The following is a 23,854-nucleotide window of genomic DNA, read 5'->3' as shown; positions in this document are numbered from 1 at the left end:
GACTGAATTCTTGTTGTATAATTATAAGGTAAAACTCTCAAAAAACAGTCTTGCGAATTTAATGTAATGCGATAAATTTTACAAAAACAATTATTAACAAATTGTAACAATTGTGTGTTAACAAGCAAATACAGAGCGTATTAATCGGTTGATATCGTATTTTTTAAAGGGTTTCAGTAATTGAAAGAAGTTTGTTTACGATAATGGTAGTTGACCCCGACATTGCTTTAATATATTGATTTTGAGTTTCAAAAATTTTCTTTAATCTAACCTTGTCTCCCGATAAATTGTTTACAAGTTCTGAAAACTCATTATAAGATTTTATTGTGAAAACTGTTTCTCGTTTCACAAGTTCGACAGCTTCATTGAATTTTTGATAATTAGGACCTATAATTATAGGAATACCAAAAACAGCAGGTTCAAGAATATTGTGAATTCCTTTCCCAAAACCACCACCAATCATGACTAAATCGGCATATCTATAAAGCGTTGATAACATTCCTATGTTGTCTATTATTAAAACTTTTGCACTCAATAGGTCGGTATTGGTATTAACTTCGGAGTATTTTATGGTTTTTTTAGATATTTTTGAGACAATTTGCTGCACATGCTCTTTGTCTATTTCGTGTGGTGCAATTATATATTTGAAATCGTTATCCGATTCGTTGATATATCTTGTTAAAATATCTTCATCTGCTTGCCAAGTACTACCCGCAACTATTGTAAACTTATTGTTTTTAAACGTTTTGGCAATCTCTATCTCTTTGCCGCTTTTGGCAACCTCAATAACTCTGTCAAAGCGGGTATCGCCACCAATAGTGTAGTTTTTTATATTAATTCTATCGAGTAGTTGTGCTGATGCTTGATTTTGAAGAAAAAAATGGTCAAAACAGTTTAATTGTTTGCGGAACCAAAATCCCCACCATTTAAAAAAGTGATGGCTAGGACGAAATATTCCTGATATTAACCAAACAGGTATATCTCTGTTTTTCAACACTTTTAGATAATTATACCAAAACTCATATTTTACGAAAAGAGCAACTGTAGGATTGGCAATCGTTACGAAATTTATTGAATTGGTAATTGTGTCTGAGGGCAAATAACACACATAATCAGCGTGAGCATATTTTTTTCTGATTTCATATCCCGATGGTGAAAAAAAAGTTAACAATATAAATAGATTGTCACTTTTTTCTTTGATAGATTCAATAACAGGCCGTCCCTGCTCAAATTCCCCTAAGCTAGAACAGTGCACCCATACAACAGGTTTAGTGTTGTTTTTCATGGCATTTTTTAAGCCCTGTTTCCAGTTCTTACGACCATCAACCCACAGTTTTGCCTTTTGGTTTTTTACTGAGACTAACCTAATAGCCAAGCTGTATAAACTAATGCTAAGGGTATATAATAGTCGCATTATCAGAATTTTAGTAATAATAAATATCTTCGGCTTCTCGTTTGATAAACGAAATTATCCATCCAGCTTTAATTGTCGCCATAAACTCATTGTAACGACTATCGTCTTTACGCATTAACGTAAAATCCCAGCTGCGACGGTTTTGTGTCCAAGCTTCGGTAAATTCTACACCAATAAAAAAGTTCCAAAAGTTTTTATTGTGAAAATAGGTGTAGCCAACAAATTGAGTTAAAGCGAAGCCGTTCGACAATCTATCATAACCTTTTACATAGTCACCCATAATTTGTGGTATGTTGTTACCACGTTGATCAATCCAGTATTTCGATTGAAAGAATCCTCCGCCCAAAGAGACTGTAATACCCGAGTTGGGATTATGTGCATATTTTGAGAAAATATACCCAACTTTTGTGGTTATTTGCATTCCTCTCATACCTCTCGAAAACTCAGCAGGTTGCCCATATTCGTTTGTAAGGGTGCCGTTTGAGTTTAAGATTAATCTTAATGGGTCTTCGCCTTTGTAGCCAGTTCCATACAGTACTAAACCCTCTGCTGATAAAGAGATATTGTTTTTGAATTTCATCATAAAAGATGATCCAGCTTGACCAAAAAAGTTGTATCTGTTATTTAAATCACCCATTGGGTAACAGAAGCCTACATTTGCTGATAGTGTAGTTAATGTTAGAGAGTCTCTTTTTATACTTTGTGATTTCGCATTGAAAAAAATAGAGACCATTAATAATATGGTGATAGACGCTTTAAATCCTGATTTGTTGATGGCTAAAAATTTCATATAGCGATTATTATATAACATTATATTTTGGTGCTTTAGTCTTATAAAACCCAAAAATAGTAAATATAGTTAAAAGTTTATAAAGTTAGTAAAGTTAAAAGTTAGTAGAACGCAGATGACACAGATGTAACATATTCACACAGATTTTTATCCGTGCAAATCAGTTTAATCCGTGTTATCTGTGTCCCATTCGTAATTCGTAATTGTTAATTGTTATTAACTGGTTTAAAATCCATATTATAGAATGCAAACGCCCACAGGTCAGCATACTCTTGGATAACCATTGATGTTGGTTTCCCTGCACCGTGCCCTGCTTTTGTGTCTATTCTTATTAAAACAGGATTATTGCCGGTGTATGTGGCTTGCAGTGCTGCAATATATTTGAATGAGTGGGCAGGAACAACGCGGTCGTCGTGATCGGCTGTAGTTACTAGTGTTGCCGGATATGTTTCAGGATTAACATTGTGTAGAGGGCTGTATCCTTTCAAATAAAGAAACATCTCTTCGCTATCTTCGCTTGTGCCGTAATCAGTTGCCCAATAGCGACCAATTGTAAATTTATGATAACGAAGCATATCCATAACTCCGACTGCTGGGAATGCAACTGCAAACAGATCTGGACGTTGGTTGGCTACTGCTCCTACAAGAAGTCCTCCGTTGGATCCGCCTTGAATAGCCAAACGTTTGTTGCTTGTATATTTGTTGTCGATTAGATATTCTGCTGCTGCAATAAAATCATCGAAAACATTTTGTTTTTGAAGTATTGTTCCAGCTTTATGCCATGTTTCGCCATATTCGCCACCACCACGAGTGTTAGCCATTGCAAATACACCATCATTTTCAAGCCAAATAAGTCGTGTGATGCTGAAAGAAGGTGTTAAACTGATGTTGAAACCACCATAACCGTATAGTAGGGTAGGACGGTTCCCATCTAACTTAAGACCTTTCTTGTGTACAATAAACATCGGGACTTTTGTTCCATCTTTGCTTGTATAAAAAATCTGTTTTGTCTCATATTTTGAAGCATCAAAATCAACAGCTGAACTTTCATATAGTTCTGATTTATTAGAGGCTACATCATATCTGTATATGGTTGCAGGGGTTGTAAATGATGTTACGGTATAGAAAGTTTCGTTATCTTCTATTTTTCCACTAAAACCGCCAATGCTTCCAACTTCTTGGTTGTCTATGTCGTATAGATATTTACCAGATAAATCGAAAATGCGAATTTTAGAGTGTGCATCTTCCATATAAGAAGCAATTATTTTGCCACCAACTAATGAAATGCCATTTAATACACCTTCTGCCTCAGGTATAAAATCAACCCAGTTTTCACGTTCTGGGTTATGTGGATCAACAGCTACAATCTTATATTTTGGTGCATTATTATTGGTCATAATCAAGAGTTTACCGTTGATATGGTCAACTATATAATAGGACGATTCAAAATTGTCAACCAAAACAGTTTGCTTTTGTGTTTTTATGTCTCTGATATATAAAGCATTGCCTGTGGTGGATTCGGTTACTGATATACCCATATATTTCATATCTTCAGTAATGTCTACATAAAAACTCCAGTTTGGATTTTTTGTATCTTCGTAAATCAATTTATCTTTCGACTGTGGAGTACCAATCTCGTGATAGTAAACTTTATTGTTTTCATTAACACCTTTAAGTTCATCTCCTGCTTTTGGTTCAGGATATTGTGAGTAATAAAATCCATTTTTGTACCATGTGACACCTGAGAATTTTACCCATTGGATATGATCCTCTTTTAAATCTTCTCCTGTCTCAATATCTTTTACAAAAAACTCATTCCAGTCTGAGCCTCCTCTTGAAATTCCATATGCTAAATATTTTCCGCATTCTGATACCGAGAATTCAGTCAACGAAACAGTGCCATCATCGCTTAAAAGATTTGGGTCGAGCAAAACTTTCGGTTCTTCGTCAAGTGAACGTGTATAATAAGCTACACTTTGATTTTGTAATCCGTCATTTTTGAAAATAAAATAGTAACCACCTTTTTTAAATGGAGCAGAATTACGTGGATAGTCCCAAAGTTCAGTCAATCGGTTTTTAATGTAATCGCGAAATGGGATTTTAGACAAATAGTTTTGGGTCACTTCGTTTTGTGCATTTACCCAGTTTTTGGTTTGTTCCGAGTTGTCATCTTCAAGCCAACGATAAGGGTCAGCAACTTCATGCCCAAAATAGATGTCAACCGTATCAACTTTTGCGGTTTCGGGATACACGATTTTCTCTTTTGCTTTGTCAGCGCACGATACCGCAATAAGCAATACCGGCAAAATAAAAATTAACTTTCTCATTGTCATATTGTTAAAAAACTTTTGATTTATTATATTTATAAATTAAAAAAAACGTTGCAAGTTACAGAATTTTTATAGACAACAAAAGGAGTACTTTTATAAAAATCAATAACTGTTTTTGGACTGCTACAACGAACATGCCAACCTAAACTTTACACTCGAAAACCTGACTTTAATTCTGCTTTATCTTTTCTTAATGATATGTTATTTATCAAAAACAGTGTGATATGTAGGTACTATAATTGTATATTCGGCGTTATTTTGCAATTAAACATAAATTTTAGTTTATTTTTGCACTCGATTTTAAAAGCTTAAAAATAACAATGATACAGGAAGATTTATTTAAGAAGATTATAGCCCACTCGAAAGAGTACGGGTTTGTGTTTCAGTCGAGTGAGATTTATGACGGGTTAAGCGCAGTTTATGACTATGGACAAAACGGTGTAGCTTTAAAATCTAACATTCGTGAATATTGGTGGAAAACAATGACCATGCTTAATGAAAACATTGTTGGAATTGATTCAGCAATATTTATGCATCCAACCATTTGGAAAGCTTCCGGTCATGTTGGAGCATTCAATGATCCGTTGATTGATAATAAGGATTCAAAAAAACGATATCGTGCCGATGTTTTAGTCGAAGAACATATTCAAAAAATTGAAGATAAGATTAATAGAGAGATAACTAAAGCACAAAAGCGTTTTGGAGACAGCTTCGATCGCGAACAGTTTGTTACAACAAATCAACGTGTTTTAGGTTATTCGGCTGAAGTCAAAAATATTCAACAACGTTTGGCTGATGTTCAAAACAAAGACGATTTAGAGGGATTTAAAAAGCTGATAGAAGATTTACAAATCGTCTGCCCTGTAAGTGGTTCACGTAATTGGACAGATGTACGCCAGTTTAACTTAATGTTTGAAACCAAATTAGGCTCAGTTAGCGATGATGCAAACACAATTTATTTAAGACCTGAAACGGCTCAAGGCATTTTTGTTAACTACCTGAATGTTGCTAAAACAGGACGTATGCGTCTGCCTTTTGGGATAGCTCAGGTTGGTAAAGCATTTCGTAATGAAATTGTTGCACGCCAGTTTATTTTCCGTATGCGTGAGTTTGAACAAATGGAGATGCAGTTTTTTGTCAAGCCGGGCGAGGAGATCAAATGGTTTGAGTACTGGAAAAAAGCACGTATGGCATGGCATCAAAACTTGGGTATTGACGAAAGTAGATTTAGATATCACGATCACGAAAAGCTTGCACACTATGCAAACGCAGCAACTGACATAGAGTTTGAATTCCCAATAGGTTTCAAAGAGGTTGAGGGAATACATTCTCGTACCGATTTTGATTTGAAACAACACCAAGAGTTTTCAGGTAAGAAGTTGCAATATTATGATAATGAAACAAATACAAGTTATGTGCCGTATGTTGTAGAGACATCAATAGGGCTAGATAGAATGTTTTTGTTGATATTGTCAGCCGCTTATAAAGAAGAGGTTCTTGAAAGCGAAGGAAAATCAGATACGCGAATTGTGTTGCAAATACCTGCCCCGCTCGCACCTGTGAAAGTCGCAGTTTTCCCATTAGTAAACAAAGATGGATTACCAGAAAAAGCAGCAGAAATATTTAATAATTTGAAATATGACTTTGTTTGTCAATACGATGAGAAAGACAGCATAGGTAAAAGATATCGTCGCCACGATGCTATTGGAACGCCATATTGCATAACAATCGATCATGAGACATTAGATACTAACACAGTCACTTTACGTGATCGCGATACAATGAAGCAAGAACGTATCCCGATTGATAAGCTGACTGAAATAGTTGATAGTAAGGTTTCAATGAGTAAATTATTGCGTAGATTAGATAATTTATTATAAATTTGAGGTCTCTTTTTGACTTAATTGCACATTGTTAATTGTGACCCTAAACTGAAAAAATTATAGACATATGAAAAAAGCTATAAATAATATTTTTCTTGTTGTTTTGTTAGTGTGTGGCGTTGCCTTTAGTGCCAAATCACAGGTTAAAACAGAGAGAGAGGAAAAAATAGAGAAGTATAGATTCGAAAAAAGAATAGTAGGACCCAGACATAAGAGAAGCAGTGTGCTTGAAATAATGGTTGATAAATACAACAACTATTTTGTAGCAACTTTCAGAGCTGAAAAAGCCTCACATACCTATTTAAAGGTTTATAAACTTTATACTTGGGAAGAGTTGGTCTCCTTACGTTTGGATGACAATCGTATAGAGTTGTATAACAGTACTTTTGATCCAGAAGGTGAATTTTTTTATGCAAATACCGATATTTTTAGAAATAAGTTTAAAAAAATCAATATCAAGACTAAGGAAGTTGAAGAAGTAAATTGTAATGCAACACCAATTGGTTGTAAGAAAATTGAGCCGAGGCAATATACAACTGAGTCTTATACAGAAAATAACCATTACATTATATACCGTCCAGACAATTATTTAAACTCAATACTTATATTAAAAAGTAAGGATCTAATTGAGGCCGAGAGGGCTAGAACTCCAAACTTTTTAGTTGAAGAAGATGGAGATGAGGTTACTGAAAAAGAGCTTAATATGGCAGATCCGGATCAAATGCCTGAAGATCCGGTAGAGGTAAAAAAAATAGAGCAATCAATTGCACAAAATAAGCCATCGAAACCTAAAGGTCCGATAAGTTATGTCGATATCATACTTAATAAACGCACTATTGACGACTTGAAACGTTATAAATATGCGAAATATGCTGAATACGAGATATTAATAAACAATTGGTTATCTGCAACATTTGAATACGAGAGAAATAAAACAAAGTCGATAACGATTAGCGAAGATGAGTTCAAAACTCTAATTACAGCAGGTTCGATTACAAAAGGAGAATTACGGCTTGTAGTTCCTGCGGATATGGATAAATAGGTGGTTGTAAGTTGTCTTAAATGTCAACAATACGTCAAGGAAACAGCATATTAAAAGAAAACTATTCAGGGTTTAAGTTTGAAGTTGGATGCGATGAAGCCGGTCGGGGCTGTCTGGCAGGTCCTGTAGTTGCAGCGGCTGTAATAATTTCAAATAACTTTGACCATCCTTTTCTAAATGACTCGAAACAACTCTCTCACAAGGAACGAGAGGAAGTACGTGTTTTTATTGAACAAAATGCAATTGATTACGCCGTAGCATTTGTTGACCGCGAAACAATCGATAAAATAAACATTTTAAATGCATCTATCTTGTGTATGCACCGTGCGCTAGATATGCTGAAGATTAGACCTGAATTTATTATTGTTGATGGCAACCGATTTAAACCGTATGGAGAGGTAAAATACAAAACCATTGTTAAAGGTGATGCACAGTTTAAAAGCATTGCTGCAGCTTCAATCCTGGCAAAAACAGCCCGAGACAGATTTATGGATAAAATCGCTTTGGAATACCCCGAATATTTGTGGAATAAAAACAAAGGATATCCAACCGTCAAACATCGCGAGGCAATCAAGCAGTATGGCATAACCAAATACCATCGTAGGAGTTTCAAATTGTTAGACAATCAGTTGAAAATAGAATTTTGATTTATGTGAATTTTGTGAAACATCATAAAGAGCTCTAAAGTTGTTAATTTTTAACCAAGATATTTAAAATGAGTTTTAAAATAAGAAAGCCGCAACTATTTATAGAAACTTATGGTTGTCAGATGAATATAGCTGATAGTGAGGTTGTTGCGGCGATATTAGTTGCTCAGGGATACGAACTCACCGATGATGTTAACAATGCCGATCTTGTATTAATAAACACTTGTAGTGTCCGCGATAACGCAGAGCAGCGAGTTTGGAATAGGCTGGATTTTTTCAAAGGTTACAAAAGACGAAAACCTAATGTCAAAGTTGGTGTTATTGGTTGCATGGCTAAGCGAGTAGGTCAGGAGTTGATAGAACATCAAGCTGTTGATATTGTTGCAGGTCCCGACTCGTATCGCGACATGCCTATGCTGCTCGACAGAGCTATTTCTGGTTCAAAAGGTATTGATATTGAACAGAGTGAAGTTGAAACCTACTCAGGTATCGTTCCTGAAAGAGTTGCAGACGATTCTATTAGCGGTTTTGTAAGCATTATGCGTGGGTGTAATAATTTTTGTACATATTGCATTGTTCCATATACACGTGGCAGGGAGCGAAGTCGCAATCCTAAAGATATTATCAATGAGATTAAGTCGTTGATTGACAAGGGTTACCGTGAGGTTACTCTTTTGGGGCAAAACGTAAACAGTTACAATTGGATAGAAGAGGATAAAGAAATTAATTTCCCCAAACTCGTGGAGATGATTGCAAAAATTAACCCAAATTTACGTGTTAGGTTTACAACATCCCATCCTAAAGATATATCAGATGAGTTGATAGAGGTTATTGCCCGATATAACAATGTTTGCAAACATATACATTTGCCCGTTCAGGCTGGAAGCAATGCTGTTTTGGAGCGAATGAACCGTAAATATACACGTGAGTATTATTTAGAGAGAGTGAAAAAGATTCGTACTCTAATTCCCAATTGTGGTCTTACAACAGACGTTTTTTGTGGATTTTCAGGCGAAACAGAACAAGATTTTCTGCAAACATTGGAGCTTTTACGTGAAGTTGAGTTCGATTCGGCGTTTATGTTTAAATATAGCGAGCGACCCGGAACTTATGCCGCAAAAAAACTACCCGATGATGTGCCCGAAGATATTAAAATAAAGCGTTTGACAGAGATAATAGATCTGCAAAACAAAATATCCCAAAAACGGAACCAAGCCGAAGTAGGAAAAACCTTCGAAGTTCTTGTGGAGGGATATTCAAAAAAGTCTGATAAAGATATGTTTGGAAGGACATCTCAAAACAAGGTTGTGGTATTTCCGAATAATGGCACAAAAATTGGTAACCTTGTTAAAGTAAAAATAGTTTCTGCTTCATCAGCAACACTTATAGGAATAGTTACTTAAATTAGAAATTTAGTAAAAACCACTGATTACACTTACCTTTAAGTTGAAAAATTTAGAATTAATTATTAAAAAATAAATATTTTGAATACTTACGAAGATAAATATTTTTTTCTTGTAAACCCATATGCCGGCAACTCAGAAGCCGAACTTGAATGGTTTAACATTTTAGAAGTTATAAATAATAATAATTTAGACTTTGATTTTGCTGTCACTAGAATCAATGGACATGCAGAACAAGTTGTTTCAGAACAAATAAAAGCTGGACACAAAAACTTTATAGTTGTAGGAGGGGATGGAACATTAAATGAAGTGATAAATGCCATTTGTAAACAAAATGAAGTTAGTTCTAAAGATATTAGCTTAGGTATTATTCAAATTGGTAAGGGAAACGATTGGTCTAAATATTATGGGTTTGATAACGATTATCAAAAAGCGATAGACAGATTTAAACAAAAAAATACAAAATTTCAAGATGTAGGTTTAGTTAGATACAAGGATGAAGGAAAAAACAAGGAAGCATACTTTATAAATATAGCAGGTTTGTGTTTCGATTCTGTTGTAACAAAATCAACCAACCAAATGAAAGTAAGAGGGAAGAGAACAAGTCTGTCCTACATGATTAATTTGTTAAAGAGTCTTATTAGTTATAAGCCGTGGCATTTAAAAGTCCAAATAAATGATAAAATTCTCGAAGGAAGATTTTTGTCTATGAGTATTGGTAATGGAAAATATTCAGGAGGAGGAATGCTGCAAACTCCCGACGCAATAATTGATGACGGTTGGTTACATGTTACTATTTATGAAAACATGCCAAAGTGTAGAATTGTATTAAACATCAGGAGACTATACAATGGGACCATAAGCAAGGTTAAGGGGGCTAAAATGTTTAAAACTAAAAAAATACTTGTAGAATCTGGGCAAGATGTTTTTGCCCAAACCGATGGCGAAATTATTGGCTCTGCTCCTTATGATATAAGCATTATCCCAAATGCGGTAAAAGTTTTTGTGTAAAAATTATATACATTTTGAAAAGCTCTAAATAGTATTTTTATTTAACATCAATACTTTTTCGTTTCAACGGAAAAAGAGAAATCATAATCATCAGGTTTTTGGGGACTAAAACCCAATTTATACTTTCCTAGTTGTTTTTACAGGTACAACATTGATGTACTTTAATTTTATGGAAATATCTCTTTTGAGAATTATCTTTAGTCACATTTTTTTGACTGGTGTTAATAATTTGCCATCATCAAATTGTTTTTTAGTTATTATAAAATCTTACTAATCTTTTCAGTTTCACTGTTTTAGCTAAACTAAGTGTTTTTGCAATAATAATTTTGTACTTTTGTTGCTTTAAAAAAATAAATCCCAATAGTTTAAAAACAGATATTTTGAATAATACCTACGAAAACAAATATTTCTTTTTAATAAATCCCAACGCTGGAAATTCAGAAGGCAAACGCGAATGGTCCAATATATTAGAAGTTATAAATAAAAACAATTTAGATTTAGATTTTGCTTTTACTGAATTCAACGGACATGCTGAACAAATTGTTCTGGAGCAAATAAAAGTTGGACATAGAAACTTTATAATTGTCGGAGGAGACGGAACAGTAAACGAAGTAATAAATGCCGTTTGTAAACAAAATGAAGTTAGTTCTGAAGATATTAGCTTAGGCATTATTCAAATGGGTACTGGAAATGACTGGTCTAAATATTACGAGTTTGACAACGATTATCAAAAGGCAATAGATAGATTTAAACAGAAGAAAACAAAATTTCAAGATGTAGGCTTAATTAGATATAAAGACGAATCCGAAAACAAAGAAGCATATTTTATAAATATTGCAGGTTTATGCTTTGACTCTGTTGTAGTAAAAGCAACCAATCAAATGAAAGCAAGAGGGAAGAGAACAAGATTGTCTTATATGTTCAGTTTGCTCAAAAACCTTATTAACTATAAGCCGTGGCATTTAAAAATTCACATAAACGATGAAATTCTTGAAGGGAAGTTTTTGTCTATAAGTATTGGTAATGGGAAATACTCAGGAGGAGGAATGCTCCAAACTCCTGATGCAATAATTGATGACGGTTGGTTAGACGTTACTATTTACGAAAATATGCCAAAATTTAAAATTGCAATAAACGTTGGAAGATTATTTAATGGGAGCGTAAGCAAGGTTAGAGGAGTAAGAATGTTCAAAACTAAGAAATTCCTTATTGAGTCTGAACAAGAAATTTTTGCAGAGACTGATGGAGAAATCATCGGCTCTACGCCTTATGAAATAAGCATTATCCCAAAAGCAGTAAAGGTTTTTGTTTAAAAGCAATTGACATATGACAAACAAAACATCACGCGATTTAAAACCACATATAGGGATATTTGGTCGTCGAAATGTTGGTAAATCAACTTTTATCAATATACTAACTGGACAAGAAGTTGCCATTGTCTCTGATATTCCAGGTACTACAACTGACCCTGTTAAGCGTTCGGTTGAAATTTTGGATTTTTCACCGGTAGTTATTATTGATACTGCTGGAATAGATGATGTCGGGGCACTCGGGAAAAAACGTATCCAGCGAACGCAACAAGTTGTATCGCAAATAGATTTGGCTTTACTTTTAGTTACTGATAATCAGTTTGGTGAAATAGAGGATAATCTTATTAAAGATTTCGACAAACACAAGCTACCTTATGTTTTAGTCTATTCAAAGACAGATATTTCTACTCCTGACAATCAGCTAATTAAATCGAAACAAGATAAGTACAATAAAGAGATTTTTCTCATCAATACTGCAAATCCCGAAGGATTAAAAGCAATTATTGATGAGATTAAACGCTTGATTCCCGAAACAGCTTACACAATGTCCTCAATATTGGGAGATATTGTTGGCGAAGGTGATATCGTATTGCTCATAGTGTCAATAGATGCAGAGGCTCCTGCAGGACGACTGATATTACCACAAGTTCAAGTAATTCGTGATATATTGGACAATCGTGCAGTCTCTATTGTTCTGCAATTCAATGAGGTGGCGCAATTTTTAAAAACAACCGGCATTAAGCCAAAATTAGCGATTGCCGATTCCCAACTTTTCTATCGGGTGGACACTCTTGTGCCTGAAAATATTCCACTTACAGGATTTAGCATCGTCTTAGCTCGCCATAAAGGTAATTTTCAGGAGTATATGAAAGGGACACCTAAGATTGGTAGTTTGAAAGATGGTGACAGAGTTCTGATTCTTGAATCATGCTCACATCACGTTAGTTGTGACGATATCGGGAGAGTGAAAATTCCACGTTGGATGAAAGATTTTTCCCAAAAACAACTAGAGTTTGATGTTGTTGCAGGTCTGTCAGCAATTAATCGTCCTATTACTGATTATGCTTTAGTTGTTCAGTGCGGTGGTTGCATGGTAACCAGAAAGCAGCTACATCAGCGTTTGCAAGTTGCTATTGATGCTGGAGTTCCTATAACAAATTATGGAATGGCAATAGCATTTATGCATGGATATTACTATCGAGTGATGGAACCTTTTCTTTAAAATTGAATAAACATGGTGATGGAAACACTATTTTTATATTTTTGTAGGGTCTAAAATTTTATTACTAACAGTAATGAGGAGAGGAAAAACTGAATTTTTATTTTTGTTACTCACATCAGTTCTATTTTTTATTTTGGGAAATAATTTTCCATTAAGCCTTTCTAACAAATCCCCTTTGTATAATACTGAAGAATTAAATAAACCCGATACTTCATTTTATCCTATTTTAAGAGGAGAAGTCGAGAAACTTTATAATGAAAAGATAACAGGCGGCTTTTCAGGAGCAATGATAGTTTCATGCGGTAGAGATATTGTTTTTGAGCGGTATAAGTCGTTTAAAAACAGAAGAATAAATGCCAATATAAATCAAAATTCCCGTTTTCAATTAGCCTCTATTACTAAGCAATTTACGGCGGTGGCAGTTTTACAATTATATGAAAGGGGTTTGCTAAATATCTATGATACAGTACAAAAATTTATTCCTGAGTTTCCCTACCATAACATTACTATTCATCAACTGTTATGTCACAGATCGGGGCTACCGAATTATATTTATTTTTTAGATAAATTTGCAGATTCTCGTTATAATTCTATTTCTGGCGACTCTTTATTAAGACTATTAGTAAAAAATCCCCCAGCAATCTATTCAAAACCCGGAAGTAGATTCAGATACTCTAATACAGGTTATGTTGTATTATCGCTTATAGTTGAACGAATTACAGGAGAGTCGTTTCACAATTATCTCAGAAACAATCTATTTGAACCTGCAGGAATGTTGCAAACCGAACTTTTGGTGCCAAATGTCAATGATAACTTCCCTAACATGCTAACAGGCTATAGCAAATTTGGGCGTGATAGCCGGGAAGATTATCTCAACGGCTGTTATGGCGATAAAGGTATATGGTCAACAGCAAGAGATCTTGTATCGTGGGATCAAGCTCTATACGATTCTGTAATTATAAAAAACGAAACACTTGAATTAGCATTAACTCCACATGGAAGACCAATCTCGTCAAAAAATAATTATGGATATGGTTGGAGAATAGCCAATTACAATCAAGCAGCTGTATATTACCATACAGGATGGTGGCAAGGCTTTAAAACATTGCTAATGCGTTTTCCTGAACAAAAAATAACTGTAGTTGTTTTGAAAAACACATTATCAGGTCCTATGATTTATCAGGAAGAGATGGTAAAGATTGTTGGTCGTAGCCTTTATTTACCTCAATTTCTTGATGATAAGATTGAGATTGATAGCACCGACCTGTTGTACTTTGATAGTTAATATATAAACGACCTTTTTACGGTTTAAAAAGTAATTTTAGTTAAAATTTTGTATTTTACAGACTTAAATGTTAAAAATTAATAAAAAACCCATTTATATGAAAAAATTATTATTTCTGTTTGTTGCGGTAACTTTTTGCGCAACAAAGTCGTGGGCTTATGATGATGCCCGAATGATGCGTTTCCCCGACATCAACGGTGAACGCATAGTATTTGTTTATGCAGGCGACATTTGGACAGTCGATTCAAAAGGTGGAGTAGCCCGCAAACTAACGTCACATCGTGGAATTGAGCTTTTTCCAAAAATATCTCCAGATGGAAAATGGATTGCTTTCTCAGGCGAGTACAGCGGAAGCCGACAAGTTTATGTAATGCCCGCAAATGGAGGTACTCCTAAACAATTAACTTTTTATAACGATGTTACAAACTTGCCACCACGTGGAGGGTTTGATAACGTGGTTTTAGGGTGGACAGCCGACAGCAAAAAGGTGTTTTTCCGCAGCAACAGAACCGAATATGGTGACCGAATGGGAAAATACTTTACAATCAGTATAGAGGGAGGTTTAGAGGAAGAGCTTCCGATACCGCACGGAGGTTTTGGAACACTTTCGCCCGACAATAAAAAAGTTGCTTTTTCATATATCGACCGCGAATTTAGAACATGGAAAAGATATAAAGGTGGTAGAGCCTCAAATATTTGGATTTACGATTTAGAGAAAAATCTCTCCGAAGAGATTACCGACTTTAAGGGTACAGATCAAGTTCCCGTTTGGTACGGCGATAAAATTTATTATGCTTCGGACAGAGACCTATGGCTAAATATATTTAGCTACGATGTTAATACTAAGGCTACTACAAAAGTTACAAACCACGACACATTTGATGTTATGTGGCCCAGTGGCTCAAATGGTCAAATTGTTTATGAACATGGAGGACATATTTATAAGCTAAATTTAGCAAATGGAAATATAGAGAGAGTAAAAATCAGTATCAATTACGATAATCCATATACGCTTCCATATTTCAAAAATGTAAAAGAAGATATCAGTGGTGTTGATATCTCTCCAAACGGAAACCGTGTATTGATTGATGCTCGTGGAGATATCTTTTCAGTTCCCGCTGGAGAGGGCACAATAACTAATCTTACAAACAGTCAAGGAGTTAGGGATTTGTCATCAGCATGGTCACCCGATGGAAAATATATTGCATACTATAATGACGCTACCGATGAATATGAGTTGTACTTGCTTGAAAATAAAGAGGGTGCAAAGCCAACGCAAATTACCAAAAACTCTAAAGGTTGGAAATATCAAGCAGAATGGTCGCCAAACAGTAAATATTTGGTCTTTTTTGACAGAAGCATGCAACTCCAGCTTGTTGATGTAACCACTAAAAAAGTTACAGTCATTGATACTCCAACAAGCAATGAGATACGTTCGTATTCGTTTTCTCCCGATTCTCGTTGGGTTACATACACAAAAAATAATCCTAACAATCAGTCTGCAATTTGGGTTTACAATATCGAAAAATCTGAAAAAACTCAACTAACCGATGCAACTTTCAGCGACAGAAGTCCCGTGTTTTCTGAATGTGGAAACTACATATTTTTCCGATCTAACCGCGATTTTAATTTGGCATTCTCTGATTTTGAGTTCAATTATCTTTACAATAAAGCAACGCGTATTTATGCTGTAGCACTTAGAAAAGATAGCCCAAGACTGTTGGATATTAAGGAAACGCTTGAAACGCCAAGCGATGACTCTCAAAAGAGTACAGAGCAGAAAAAAGATAACGCTAAAAAAGATGATAAGTCAGAAAAAGACTTAAATGTTACAATAGATTTTGACGGAATAAATCAGCGTATTGTGGCATTCCCGTTACCATCAGGCTCTTATTGGAATCTTGATGCAATAAAAAATGGAATTGTTTTTTGTAATGATGAAGGATTTCAACGATTTGACATTAAAGAGCAGAAGCAAGAGACAATAATGGAAGGTATCTCATTTGCCGTTGTTTCAGCCAACGAAAACAAATTCCTTTACAGTCAAGGCTCAGATTACGGAGTTGCTACGTTAGCACCAAATCAAAAGGCAGGAGATGGTAAGCTAAACCTCGATAAACTTGATATGCGTATCGAGCCACGTGAGGAGTGGAAACAAGTATTTGCCGATGGTTGGCGTATTTATCGCGACTATTTCTATGTCTCTAATATACACGGAGTTGACTGGGATGGTTTCCGTAAAAAATATAGCGAGTTGTTACCTTTTGTTAGTCACAGATTTGACTTAGACTACATTTTTGGAGAAATGATAGGAGAGACTAACGCCGGACACGCTTACTCAAATTACGGCGATTTTGAAAAGGTAAAACGCTTAGAGACAGGTCTTTTAGGTGCTAAATTTGCAGCAGACTTAAAAAATCAGCGATATAAATTCACTAAAATATATCAAGGTGAGAACTGGAACCCAAGCCGGCGTGCACCTCTTACCGAACAAGGTATTAATGTTAGAGAGGGCGACTATTTGATAGCAATAGACGGGATAGATGTTACAACTAACGAAAATCCTTACAAGTTTCTTGAAAACAAAGTCAATGTGCCCGTGAAAATTACCGTCAATTCTAAACCATCCGCCGATGGTGCAATAACCTACACAGTTAAGCCAATTGAGAGTGAACACGAACTTATGTACCTTGATTGGGTAAACGAACGACGTGCGATGGTTGACAAACTTTCTGACGGGAAAATAGGTTATATGCACATACCAAACACATCGTATGATGGTAACCGTGAGTTACATCGCGGAATGTATGCATACAACGATAAAGAGGCTTTAATTATTGACGACAGATTTAACGGCGGTGGATTTATCCCCGATAGAATGATTGAAATCGTTAGTCGCGAAACCCTTGCAAAATGGAATGTAAATGGACTTGATCCAATGCGCACCCCTGGTATCGCTCACGATGGTCCAAAAGTTATGCTTATCAACCAATATTCGTCATCGGGTGGCGATGCGTTTCCGTATTTCTTTAAACAAAAGAAATTGGGAACCGTTATAGGAGCACGCACTTGGGGAGGACTTGTTGGAATTTCCGCAAATCCCGGATTTGTTGACGGAGGTTCGTTTAATGTTCCTCGATTTGGTATTTATAATAAAGATGGAGAGTGGATTATTGAGGGAGTAGGAGTGTATCCTGATATTGAGGTGATTGACTCTCCGCATTTGGTCGCACAAGGGAAAGATCCATCTCTCGAAAAGGCTGTAGAGGTGTTGTTAAAAGAGTTGAAGGAAAATCCACCTAAAAAATGGAAAACACCTGAAGAGCCAGACCGTTCTAAATGGATAGAGATTGAAATAAAGTAAAAATTATCGCTTACTACATGACAAATTAGGATTCACTGAAAAAGTTCATGCAATTTTTGGGTGCGAATTACGTGGTTGGTGGTTGGTGGCTGGTGATTGGTGGCTGGTGATTGGTGGCTGGTGATTAATGAGGCAATTTTTGTATCAATAGCCCCGACTTTCAAGTCGGGGATTGAGTAAGCACCCGTGCTTTTTGGGCTTTAGCCCAAGTAAAGCGGTTCACAAGGGCAACGTTTTCAACGTAGAGACGGAGCATGCTCCGTCTCTACACTACTTTATGCTGATATGAGAACTTTTATAGCAATAGATATACCTGTAAACGAGGAACTTAAAACGGCAATGTTAGACATTAAACAGAGTCTATCAACGTCAAAAATCAATTGGGTCGATTTTTCAACTCTTCATCTGACAATTGTGTTTTTAGGAGATACTCAAAACAGTGTAATTCAAAAGATCCAAACCGATTTCAAAAATAGAATTAGTGATTTTGGAACCTTCCAGTTGAAAGTTGCTAATGTCGGTTATTTTGGACCCAAAGCAAGCCCTACAGTTATTTGGGTAGGTATAGAGCAAAGCGAACATCTCATAGAACTACACAAGGTCATTAATGACATTGTTTTACAGCATAAAATTCAACACGACTTTCGTGCTTTCAAGCCGCATATAACTATTGGGAGAATTAAGCAACTAAATGATACCAATATAGTTAACGACTTATCTAGAAAATATCGAAACAAGGAATTTCAAACAGTTCTGTGCGACAAAGTAATTATGTACCAAAGTACCTTAACTCCCAAGGGTGCGATATACAAACCCTTGTTCGAGCAAAACCTATAATGTTATTGTCTAGGAAAGACTATTCTTGCTCTTCTGAATCTGGATCGTAGTCTGGGTTTATTTTTGAAACACCACCACTAACGATAAATTTCATTATTTCGGCTGGATGTCCTTTAATGGGCTCAACGTTTTCAGCTGGAACGATATACATATCTCCCAGAATACCGTAAGAGCATGGGATATATACAGAAATAAACCCTTCGGGTACATCGATAAACGACAGGTCGGTTTGAGTAACAAAGCCTAACTGTTTGATTTTGTTTACATTGTCCATTGTAACCAAAACGGGTTTATCAAACTTTTTCTCTTTCCCTACGAAAGCAGAGAATAGGTCTTTTATTGATGTGTATATAACTTTAAGTAACGGAGCTTTCCTAAACATGCGCTTCAATACACCCATTGAACGAGTAGTAACCAATTTTTGAAACAAAAATCCAAGAATGGTTATACTTGTCAGAATTACCAATATTCCTAATCCAGGGATTTTAAAAGGAATAATATTGTCCACCCACATAAAGACAATATATATAAGATAAAAGGTTATGGCTAATGGTAGTACAAACACAAGCCCTTGAACAAAATATTTGGGAATTTTTTTCATAATTTCTATTTTTAGTTAAAAGTTTTTAAAGTTAAAAGCGTTGTACTCGGTCGCTGAGCTTGTCGAAGCGATGCACTGAGCAGAGTCGAAATGTGAGCGAAGTCGAAGTGTTAAAAGTTTATAAAGTAGAGACGGAGCATGCTCCGTCTCTACAATGTCTTCTACGTTTAGTGCGCCTTTTTGCACCTTATTATTAGCTTATCCATTTAATAAACGATTCGAGAATAAACAGTCCATCGGTATTTCCAAGCTCGTGGTCTGCAGCGCGTTCGGGGTGTGGCATCATTCCGTAAACATTTTTGTTTTTGTTGCAAACGCCAGCAATATGGTTTACGCTTCCGTTTGGATTTGCCTCGTCAGTAATTTTTCCATTTTTGTCGCAGTATCTAAAGAGAACCTGACCATTATCTTCCAGCTCTTCTAACACCTCATCAGGCGCATAATAACGACCCTCACTGTGAGCAATTGGTATATTTAATGGTTTTGAACCTGCGTGTGCTGTAAATGCTGTTTTAGGATTGTCAGCTATAATATACTGGTTACTACAGATAAATCTCTGGTTTGTATTTTGCAGTAGCACTCCGGGTAGCAATCCCGATTCGCACAAAATTTGAAATCCGTTGCATATTCCAAAAACTGGGCGGTTTTGATTAGCAAATTTGATTACTTCGGCCATGATTGGGCTGTGTTTCGCAATGGCGCCACAGCGTAAATAATCTCCATAAGTGAAACCTCCGGGTAGTGCAATGGCATCTACTTTTGGTATAGAGCCATCTTTGTGCCATAGATGAACAATTTCATGCCCCATGATAGTTTCCAATGTATAAATCATGTCGTGATCACAGTTAGATCCGGGAAATGTTACTACTCCAAACTTCATACCTTTATCAATTAACAATTAGCAATGTACAATTAACAATTAAGGTGAAAGTTAAAAGTTTGTAAAGTGCTCCGTTCTTCACTTTTACCTTGTACCTTTTACCTTTCAACTTTATTTCAGGCAAAGATAATTATTTTACATCATGAAATGTTTTACTTTTACAAAATAAACCATAAACAATTAATTGTTTTTTTGATAACAGCGTTTACAGTAAATTTATACACAATATAAATTGCTTGTTTTATAGCTTAAAAGTGAGGTTTGTGTGAACTTTTATCCATCAATTTGTGTTAATTGATAAAGAGGGTACCATTCAAAGTAGATTGCATTCAACCCATAAATTATTAATCAAATGAAGCCCGATTGTATTATAGATGTTCTTGACAAACTTGGGTCAATCATCAGTAATTTTCTTAGTCTCTCTGAAGAGGAGAGGGTTGCTAAATATCCCGAGCTTAGCACCGCTGTTTTGGATTGTCACGAGCAGAACAGTTGGTTTGTTAAACCATTTGTAATCAACTCGTTAAAAGGGGTTAGCCAGTGGCTTAATAAAGATAAACTTTGGAGTTTTTACAATGAAAACAGAATCAAATTTGCGAAAACCCCCAAAACGATAGGATTAATAATGGCGGGTAATATCCCTTTAGTTGGATTTCATGACTTTATAATAGTGCTTTTGACGGGGAATAAAGCGGTTGTTAAGCTTTCGTCTAAAGATACAATCTTACTACCCACGCTGGTATCCTATTTAGAAAAAGATTTTCCCGAGATTGCCAAACATATCTCTTTTGTGCAAGAAATTACAGACAATATAGATGCTCTGATTGCCTCCGGCACAAATAATACCATGAGTTACTTTAGCTATAAATATGGGCAGATTCCCTCAATTTTAAGAGGTAGCCGAAACAGTGTGGCTGTAATTACTGGAAATGAGACAGCAGAAGAGATTGAAGAGTTAACCAAAGATATTTGCCTCTATTTTGGAATGGGATGTCGTTCAGTTTCTAAAATTTATCTGCCTGATGAAGAATGTATTAAACAAATTCAAGACTCTCTTTCTGCATATTCCTGGATGACTAATCATAAAGATTGGTCTGACAATCTAAGGTTTCAAAAGGCAATGATGTTGACTAAAGGAGAAACTTTTTACGATTGCGGTCCAGTTATTATGATTCAGGAGTCGAAACTAAATTCGCCAATGTCAGTGGTTCATTTTGAAATATATAAGTCGATAGAGGAAGTTAAAAAATCTTTAAAAGCCTTAGATTCAATGGTTCAATGCGTGGTTGGGGATGCCAAAATTGACAACTCATGGGTACCTTTCGGAAAATCGCAATATCCTGATATTAACGACTTTGCCGATAGAATAAATACTTGCGATTTTATAATGCAACTGTAATTCACAGTTAAAAGTTATACCAATTGTAATTTTAAAATAGTCCAATCTTTTTTAAAATTTTACAATGGAAAATACCGATGTTACAGATACATAGTCCAAAAGAGCGATAGCGAAGTTTGGACTATTGTAGCTGTCCAATCGGTATTAAAAGGAGAAAGTTTATAAAGTTAAAAACACTTTCTACTTGCTCCTTTTACCTTATACCTTCATATAAAGTTGGCATGCTCGTTTCATAGCATTTCTCGTGGAACAAATTTAACGATGTGTGATTCAGTGCCTCGTTTGATTTTAAATTCCAACTCCATTGTATCTTGTAGAAACAGGTTATTTCTCTCTGTATCTGGGTATGACAAAATCTCTAAACCATTCAAATGGGTAATTATATCTCCCGGCTTTATTCCGGCAGCACTGGCAGGCGAATTTTCAATAACATTTCCAATTATGAATCCTGCAACACTATCTGATTCTCTATATTTTCCCGTAAATCCAGTTGTGCTTGAAAAGAAATGTTCGTTGAACAAACTGTTAGGTTTGAAATACAATTTCTTGTTTGGAAAATCGAATATCAAGTCAAACCTTTTCATTACTCCTATTCCAATTAAACCCATAGGTCCCCACATTGATAGCCCCCCACTTTCGTCAGTAGAATAATTCATAACAGGGTTTTCAAGAGTATATTTACCTATATTTAATTTTTTGGCTCTAAAATAATAAGAGTGGGAGTCTCCTCCATATCCTGCGTTTTTATGTGTAACAGAGTATTTGTTTGTTATATTGTCGTTGAAGTTGAAATCGTGGGCAATCACACTTGTAAATGTTAGATTATGTCCACTTCCCAAATCTAACATAGCAAAGCCATCTACATTTAGAGAGTCAAGAATTAATGCCTTACATTTAATAAAGGTTTTGTTCCCCGCAATAGTGATTTTCAGACTGTCATGCTCGCTTGGAATAACAAAATCAGATGGCTTAATTATTTGAAAATAACTGCTGTCAAAATTGATTCTTAAAACGGAACTCCTAAAAATATCTATTCCAAATATACCATCAATCTTTTCCCCTCTGATGGAGTTAAGATTTAAAACAGGAACATTATTGTAAGTAATAGTCAATGAGTCTATCTCCAATTTTATATTATCAGAAACGGGAACTCGGGGAGTGTTTGCTCCAACACCACTTATTTCTTTCGTTCTGCCCTTTTGTGTAAGGATATTATTGTTGGCTACAAATGAACTATCGAGATATAATTGGTCCGAACCAGTATCAAAAAGGAAGCTTCCCATGATTGAATCGTTGACTTTTATATCCATAATTACTCCGCCTTTATAAATAAAAGGAATAGCGTTATCTGGCAATATTATTGCCTCTTTTATCGGTTCTTGCTCAGATTTATTTTGGCTCTGATTGTTGCAACTAAAAAGAGTTAGTAAGATGATAAGTGGAATAATAATTTTCATGATTTCAATCTTTTATGGTTTATATCGTTAGCTTATAACTGTTTCTTTTGCTATATATCTATTTCATTAATTGCTTGATTTATATTCTCTAGTAGTTCGACCAAAGCAATAAAAAATATCTCTTTTTGATTTGTTGATTTTTTTCGTTTTTATATGATCTATATCGAGTTTTGTATGCAGATACTTAATCATATAGATAAATCATGTTAGTTGTATCTGAAATCATGGTTTCGTCATCAAATAATACATTAACCGAAAATTTGTGGTATGAATTTTTGTTTGGTATTTCATTGAATTTAAAACAAATAATTTCTTTTGGTAATCTGCCGTATCGCTTATTAAGAATATTAATTAATGTTTCTTTAGTTCCGTCAAATTCCATATCGTATCCCAAAACTTTATAACTTACTGTTAATTCAGAACCCTCTAATTTGTCATTGTTAAATTTATTAATCGTGATTATTTGAACATCAGAGATCTTTTTGATCGATTCGTATAAAGGTTCACAATCAAATGCGTACAAATTATTTGAAAAATTTAAATTTAAATATGCTATACGGGTATATCCCAAATCAATCTGTCCGATCAATTGGTCATATTTGATAGAATCCAAATCATTTACTGATCCATGGATAATATTATTTCCAAAAGTTAGGTCAACTTTTGAAAATTCAAAATTAAAACCTTTTTCATTGCAACAACTTATTATAAATCTAGTTATCGCAAAAAGCAAAATAATAATTAGAGACCTTTTTATCATATCTTATTGTTTTAGTGTTTGGTTTAATATTATTATAATAGAGTCACGAATATTTTATCTGTTTTTCAGTATATATGTGTTAATTATTTTGTCTGCATTGTTAACACTCTGCATATATTCTTAATTAATAGTGCTTTATCCATTGGTGGAAACAATTTAACATCGCATATAATGAATAATTAACGAAACTAAGATACAAAACTTGTAGAAATAAAACTT

Annotated in this window: 18 protein-coding genes; 11 read left to right on the top strand and 7 right to left on the bottom strand. The window is 35.0% G+C overall.

Annotation, left to right across the window (positions count from 1 at the left end; translation table 11 throughout):
• Positions 1 to 163 precede the first annotated feature (163 nt).
• From GX311_00280 to GX311_00270, 3 genes are all read right to left on the bottom strand, one after another.
• Positions 164 to 1,414: a 3-deoxy-D-manno-octulosonic acid transferase gene (locus GX311_00280; protein NLK14814.1), complete on the bottom strand. Its 1,251-nt coding sequence runs from the start codon at positions 1,412 to 1,414 to the stop codon at positions 164 to 166.
• Positions 1,415 to 1,424: 10 nt separating this feature from the next.
• Positions 1,425 to 2,204 carry a hypothetical protein gene (locus GX311_00275; protein NLK14813.1) on the bottom strand — a complete coding sequence of 260 codons (780 nt, stop codon included), beginning with the start codon at positions 2,202 to 2,204 and terminating at the stop codon, positions 1,425 to 1,427.
• A 206-nt stretch (positions 2,205 to 2,410) separates the two neighbouring features.
• Positions 2,411 to 4,531 (bottom strand): S9 family peptidase, encoded by a 2,121-nt coding sequence (locus GX311_00270; GenBank protein NLK14812.1) that lies wholly within the window; start codon positions 4,529 to 4,531, stop codon positions 2,411 to 2,413.
• A 323-nt stretch (positions 4,532 to 4,854) separates the two neighbouring features.
• Here GX311_00270 and GX311_00265 point away from each other — a divergent pair, with 323 nt between their 5' ends.
• The 10 genes from GX311_00265 to thpR all read left to right on the top strand — a co-directional run bounded on the left by GX311_00265 (position 4,855) and on the right by thpR (position 18,538).
• On the top strand, positions 4,855 to 6,414 hold the full coding sequence (locus tag GX311_00265; protein ID NLK14811.1) for a glycine--tRNA ligase: 1,560 nt from the start codon (positions 4,855 to 4,857) through the stop codon (positions 6,412 to 6,414).
• 70 nt (positions 6,415 to 6,484) lie between these two features.
• Positions 6,485 to 7,459 (top strand): hypothetical protein, encoded by a 975-nt coding sequence (locus GX311_00260; protein NLK14810.1) that lies wholly within the window; start codon positions 6,485 to 6,487, stop codon positions 7,457 to 7,459.
• A 47-nt stretch (positions 7,460 to 7,506) separates the two neighbouring features.
• The gene (locus GX311_00255) at positions 7,507 to 8,106 is read left to right on the top strand and encodes a ribonuclease HII (protein NLK14809.1); all 600 of its coding nucleotides are present in this window, start codon (positions 7,507 to 7,509) and stop codon (positions 8,104 to 8,106) included.
• A gap of 68 nt (positions 8,107 to 8,174) precedes the next feature.
• Positions 8,175 to 9,509, top strand: coding sequence for a tRNA (N6-isopentenyl adenosine(37)-C2)-methylthiotransferase MiaB (miaB, locus tag GX311_00250; protein ID NLK14808.1), 1,335 nt, complete (start codon positions 8,175 to 8,177; stop codon positions 9,507 to 9,509).
• An 81-nt stretch (positions 9,510 to 9,590) separates the two neighbouring features.
• Positions 9,591 to 10,520, top strand: a complete 930-nt coding sequence (locus GX311_00245) for a diacylglycerol kinase family lipid kinase (protein ID NLK14807.1) — start codon at positions 9,591 to 9,593, stop codon at positions 10,518 to 10,520.
• A 380-nt stretch (positions 10,521 to 10,900) separates the two neighbouring features.
• A complete protein-coding gene (locus GX311_00240) occupies positions 10,901 to 11,833 on the top strand; it encodes a diacylglycerol kinase family lipid kinase (protein NLK14806.1) in 933 nt (310 codons plus the stop codon).
• 13 nt (positions 11,834 to 11,846) lie between these two features.
• Positions 11,847 to 13,052, top strand: a complete 1,206-nt coding sequence (gene hydF, locus GX311_00235; GenBank protein ID NLK14805.1) for a [FeFe] hydrogenase H-cluster maturation GTPase HydF — start codon at positions 11,847 to 11,849, stop codon at positions 13,050 to 13,052.
• 175 nt (positions 13,053 to 13,227) lie between these two features.
• Complete coding sequence (locus tag GX311_00230; GenBank protein NLK14804.1) at positions 13,228 to 14,337, top strand: beta-lactamase family protein; 1,110 nt, start codon at positions 13,228 to 13,230, stop codon at positions 14,335 to 14,337.
• 97 nt (positions 14,338 to 14,434) lie between these two features.
• The gene (locus tag GX311_00225; protein NLK14803.1) at positions 14,435 to 17,701 is read left to right on the top strand and encodes an acetyl-CoA synthetase; all 3,267 of its coding nucleotides are present in this window, start codon (positions 14,435 to 14,437) and stop codon (positions 17,699 to 17,701) included.
• A 285-nt stretch (positions 17,702 to 17,986) separates the two neighbouring features.
• Entirely contained in the window at positions 17,987 to 18,538 is a 552-nt protein-coding gene (thpR, locus tag GX311_00220) for an RNA 2',3'-cyclic phosphodiesterase (GenBank protein ID NLK14802.1), read from the top strand.
• A gap of 19 nt (positions 18,539 to 18,557) precedes the next feature.
• Here the strand turns inward: thpR and GX311_00215 are convergent, their stop codons facing one another.
• Both GX311_00215 and purQ read right to left on the bottom strand, forming a co-directional pair.
• Positions 18,558 to 19,139: a DUF502 domain-containing protein gene (locus GX311_00215; GenBank protein ID NLK14801.1), complete on the bottom strand. Its 582-nt coding sequence runs from the start codon at positions 19,137 to 19,139 to the stop codon at positions 18,558 to 18,560.
• 193 nt (positions 19,140 to 19,332) lie between these two features.
• Positions 19,333 to 20,019, bottom strand: a complete 687-nt coding sequence (gene purQ / locus GX311_00210) for a phosphoribosylformylglycinamidine synthase subunit PurQ (GenBank protein ID NLK14800.1) — start codon at positions 20,017 to 20,019, stop codon at positions 19,333 to 19,335.
• Between the two features lie 352 nt (positions 20,020 to 20,371).
• On the opposite strand from purQ, the gene GX311_00205 reads away from it, so the two are divergent.
• A complete protein-coding gene (locus tag GX311_00205; protein NLK14799.1) occupies positions 20,372 to 21,418 on the top strand; it encodes an acyl-CoA reductase in 1,047 nt (348 codons plus the stop codon).
• Positions 21,419 to 21,648: 230 nt separating this feature from the next.
• On the opposite strand, the gene GX311_00200 is transcribed toward GX311_00205, so the two are convergent.
• Positions 21,649 to 22,875 carry a PDZ domain-containing protein gene (locus GX311_00200; protein NLK14798.1) on the bottom strand — a complete coding sequence of 409 codons (1,227 nt, stop codon included), beginning with the start codon at positions 22,873 to 22,875 and terminating at the stop codon, positions 21,649 to 21,651.
• A 184-nt stretch (positions 22,876 to 23,059) separates the two neighbouring features.
• Positions 23,060 to 23,635, bottom strand: a complete 576-nt coding sequence (locus GX311_00195) for a hypothetical protein (protein ID NLK14797.1) — start codon at positions 23,633 to 23,635, stop codon at positions 23,060 to 23,062.
• Positions 23,636 to 23,854: the final 219 nt, after the last annotated feature.

The sequence above is a fragment of the Bacteroidales bacterium genome, from assembly GCA_012519055.1.
GTDB lineage: Bacteria > Bacteroidota > Bacteroidia > Bacteroidales > Salinivirgaceae > JAAYQU01.
This window is presented reverse-complemented; position numbering and strand designations above follow the sequence as displayed.

Coding starts and splice junctions, on each gene's coding strand:
- GX311_00280 (NLK14814.1), bottom strand. CDS start 1,414: ATGCGACTATTATATACCCTTAGCATTAGTTTATACAGCTTGGCTATT.
- GX311_00275 (NLK14813.1), bottom strand. CDS start 2,204: ATGAAATTTTTAGCCATCAACAAATCAGGATTTAAAGCGTCTATCACC.
- GX311_00270 (NLK14812.1), bottom strand. CDS start 4,531: ATGAGAAAGTTAATTTTTATTTTGCCGGTATTGCTTATTGCGGTATCG.
- GX311_00265 (NLK14811.1), top strand. CDS start 4,855: ATGATACAGGAAGATTTATTTAAGAAGATTATAGCCCACTCGAAAGAG.
- GX311_00260 (NLK14810.1), top strand. CDS start 6,485: ATGAAAAAAGCTATAAATAATATTTTTCTTGTTGTTTTGTTAGTGTGT.
- miaB (NLK14808.1), top strand. CDS start 8,175: ATGAGTTTTAAAATAAGAAAGCCGCAACTATTTATAGAAACTTATGGT.
- hydF (NLK14805.1), top strand. CDS start 11,847: ATGACAAACAAAACATCACGCGATTTAAAACCACATATAGGGATATTT.
- GX311_00225 (NLK14803.1), top strand. CDS start 14,435: ATGAAAAAATTATTATTTCTGTTTGTTGCGGTAACTTTTTGCGCAACA.
- thpR (NLK14802.1), top strand. CDS start 17,987: ATGAGAACTTTTATAGCAATAGATATACCTGTAAACGAGGAACTTAAA.
- GX311_00215 (NLK14801.1), bottom strand. CDS start 19,139: ATGAAAAAAATTCCCAAATATTTTGTTCAAGGGCTTGTGTTTGTACTA.
- purQ (NLK14800.1), bottom strand. CDS start 20,019: ATGAAGTTTGGAGTAGTAACATTTCCCGGATCTAACTGTGATCACGAC.
- GX311_00205 (NLK14799.1), top strand. CDS start 20,372: ATGAAGCCCGATTGTATTATAGATGTTCTTGACAAACTTGGGTCAATC.
- GX311_00200 (NLK14798.1), bottom strand. CDS start 22,875: ATGAAAATTATTATTCCACTTATCATCTTACTAACTCTTTTTAGTTGC.
- GX311_00195 (NLK14797.1), bottom strand. CDS start 23,635: ATGATAAAAAGGTCTCTAATTATTATTTTGCTTTTTGCGATAACTAGA.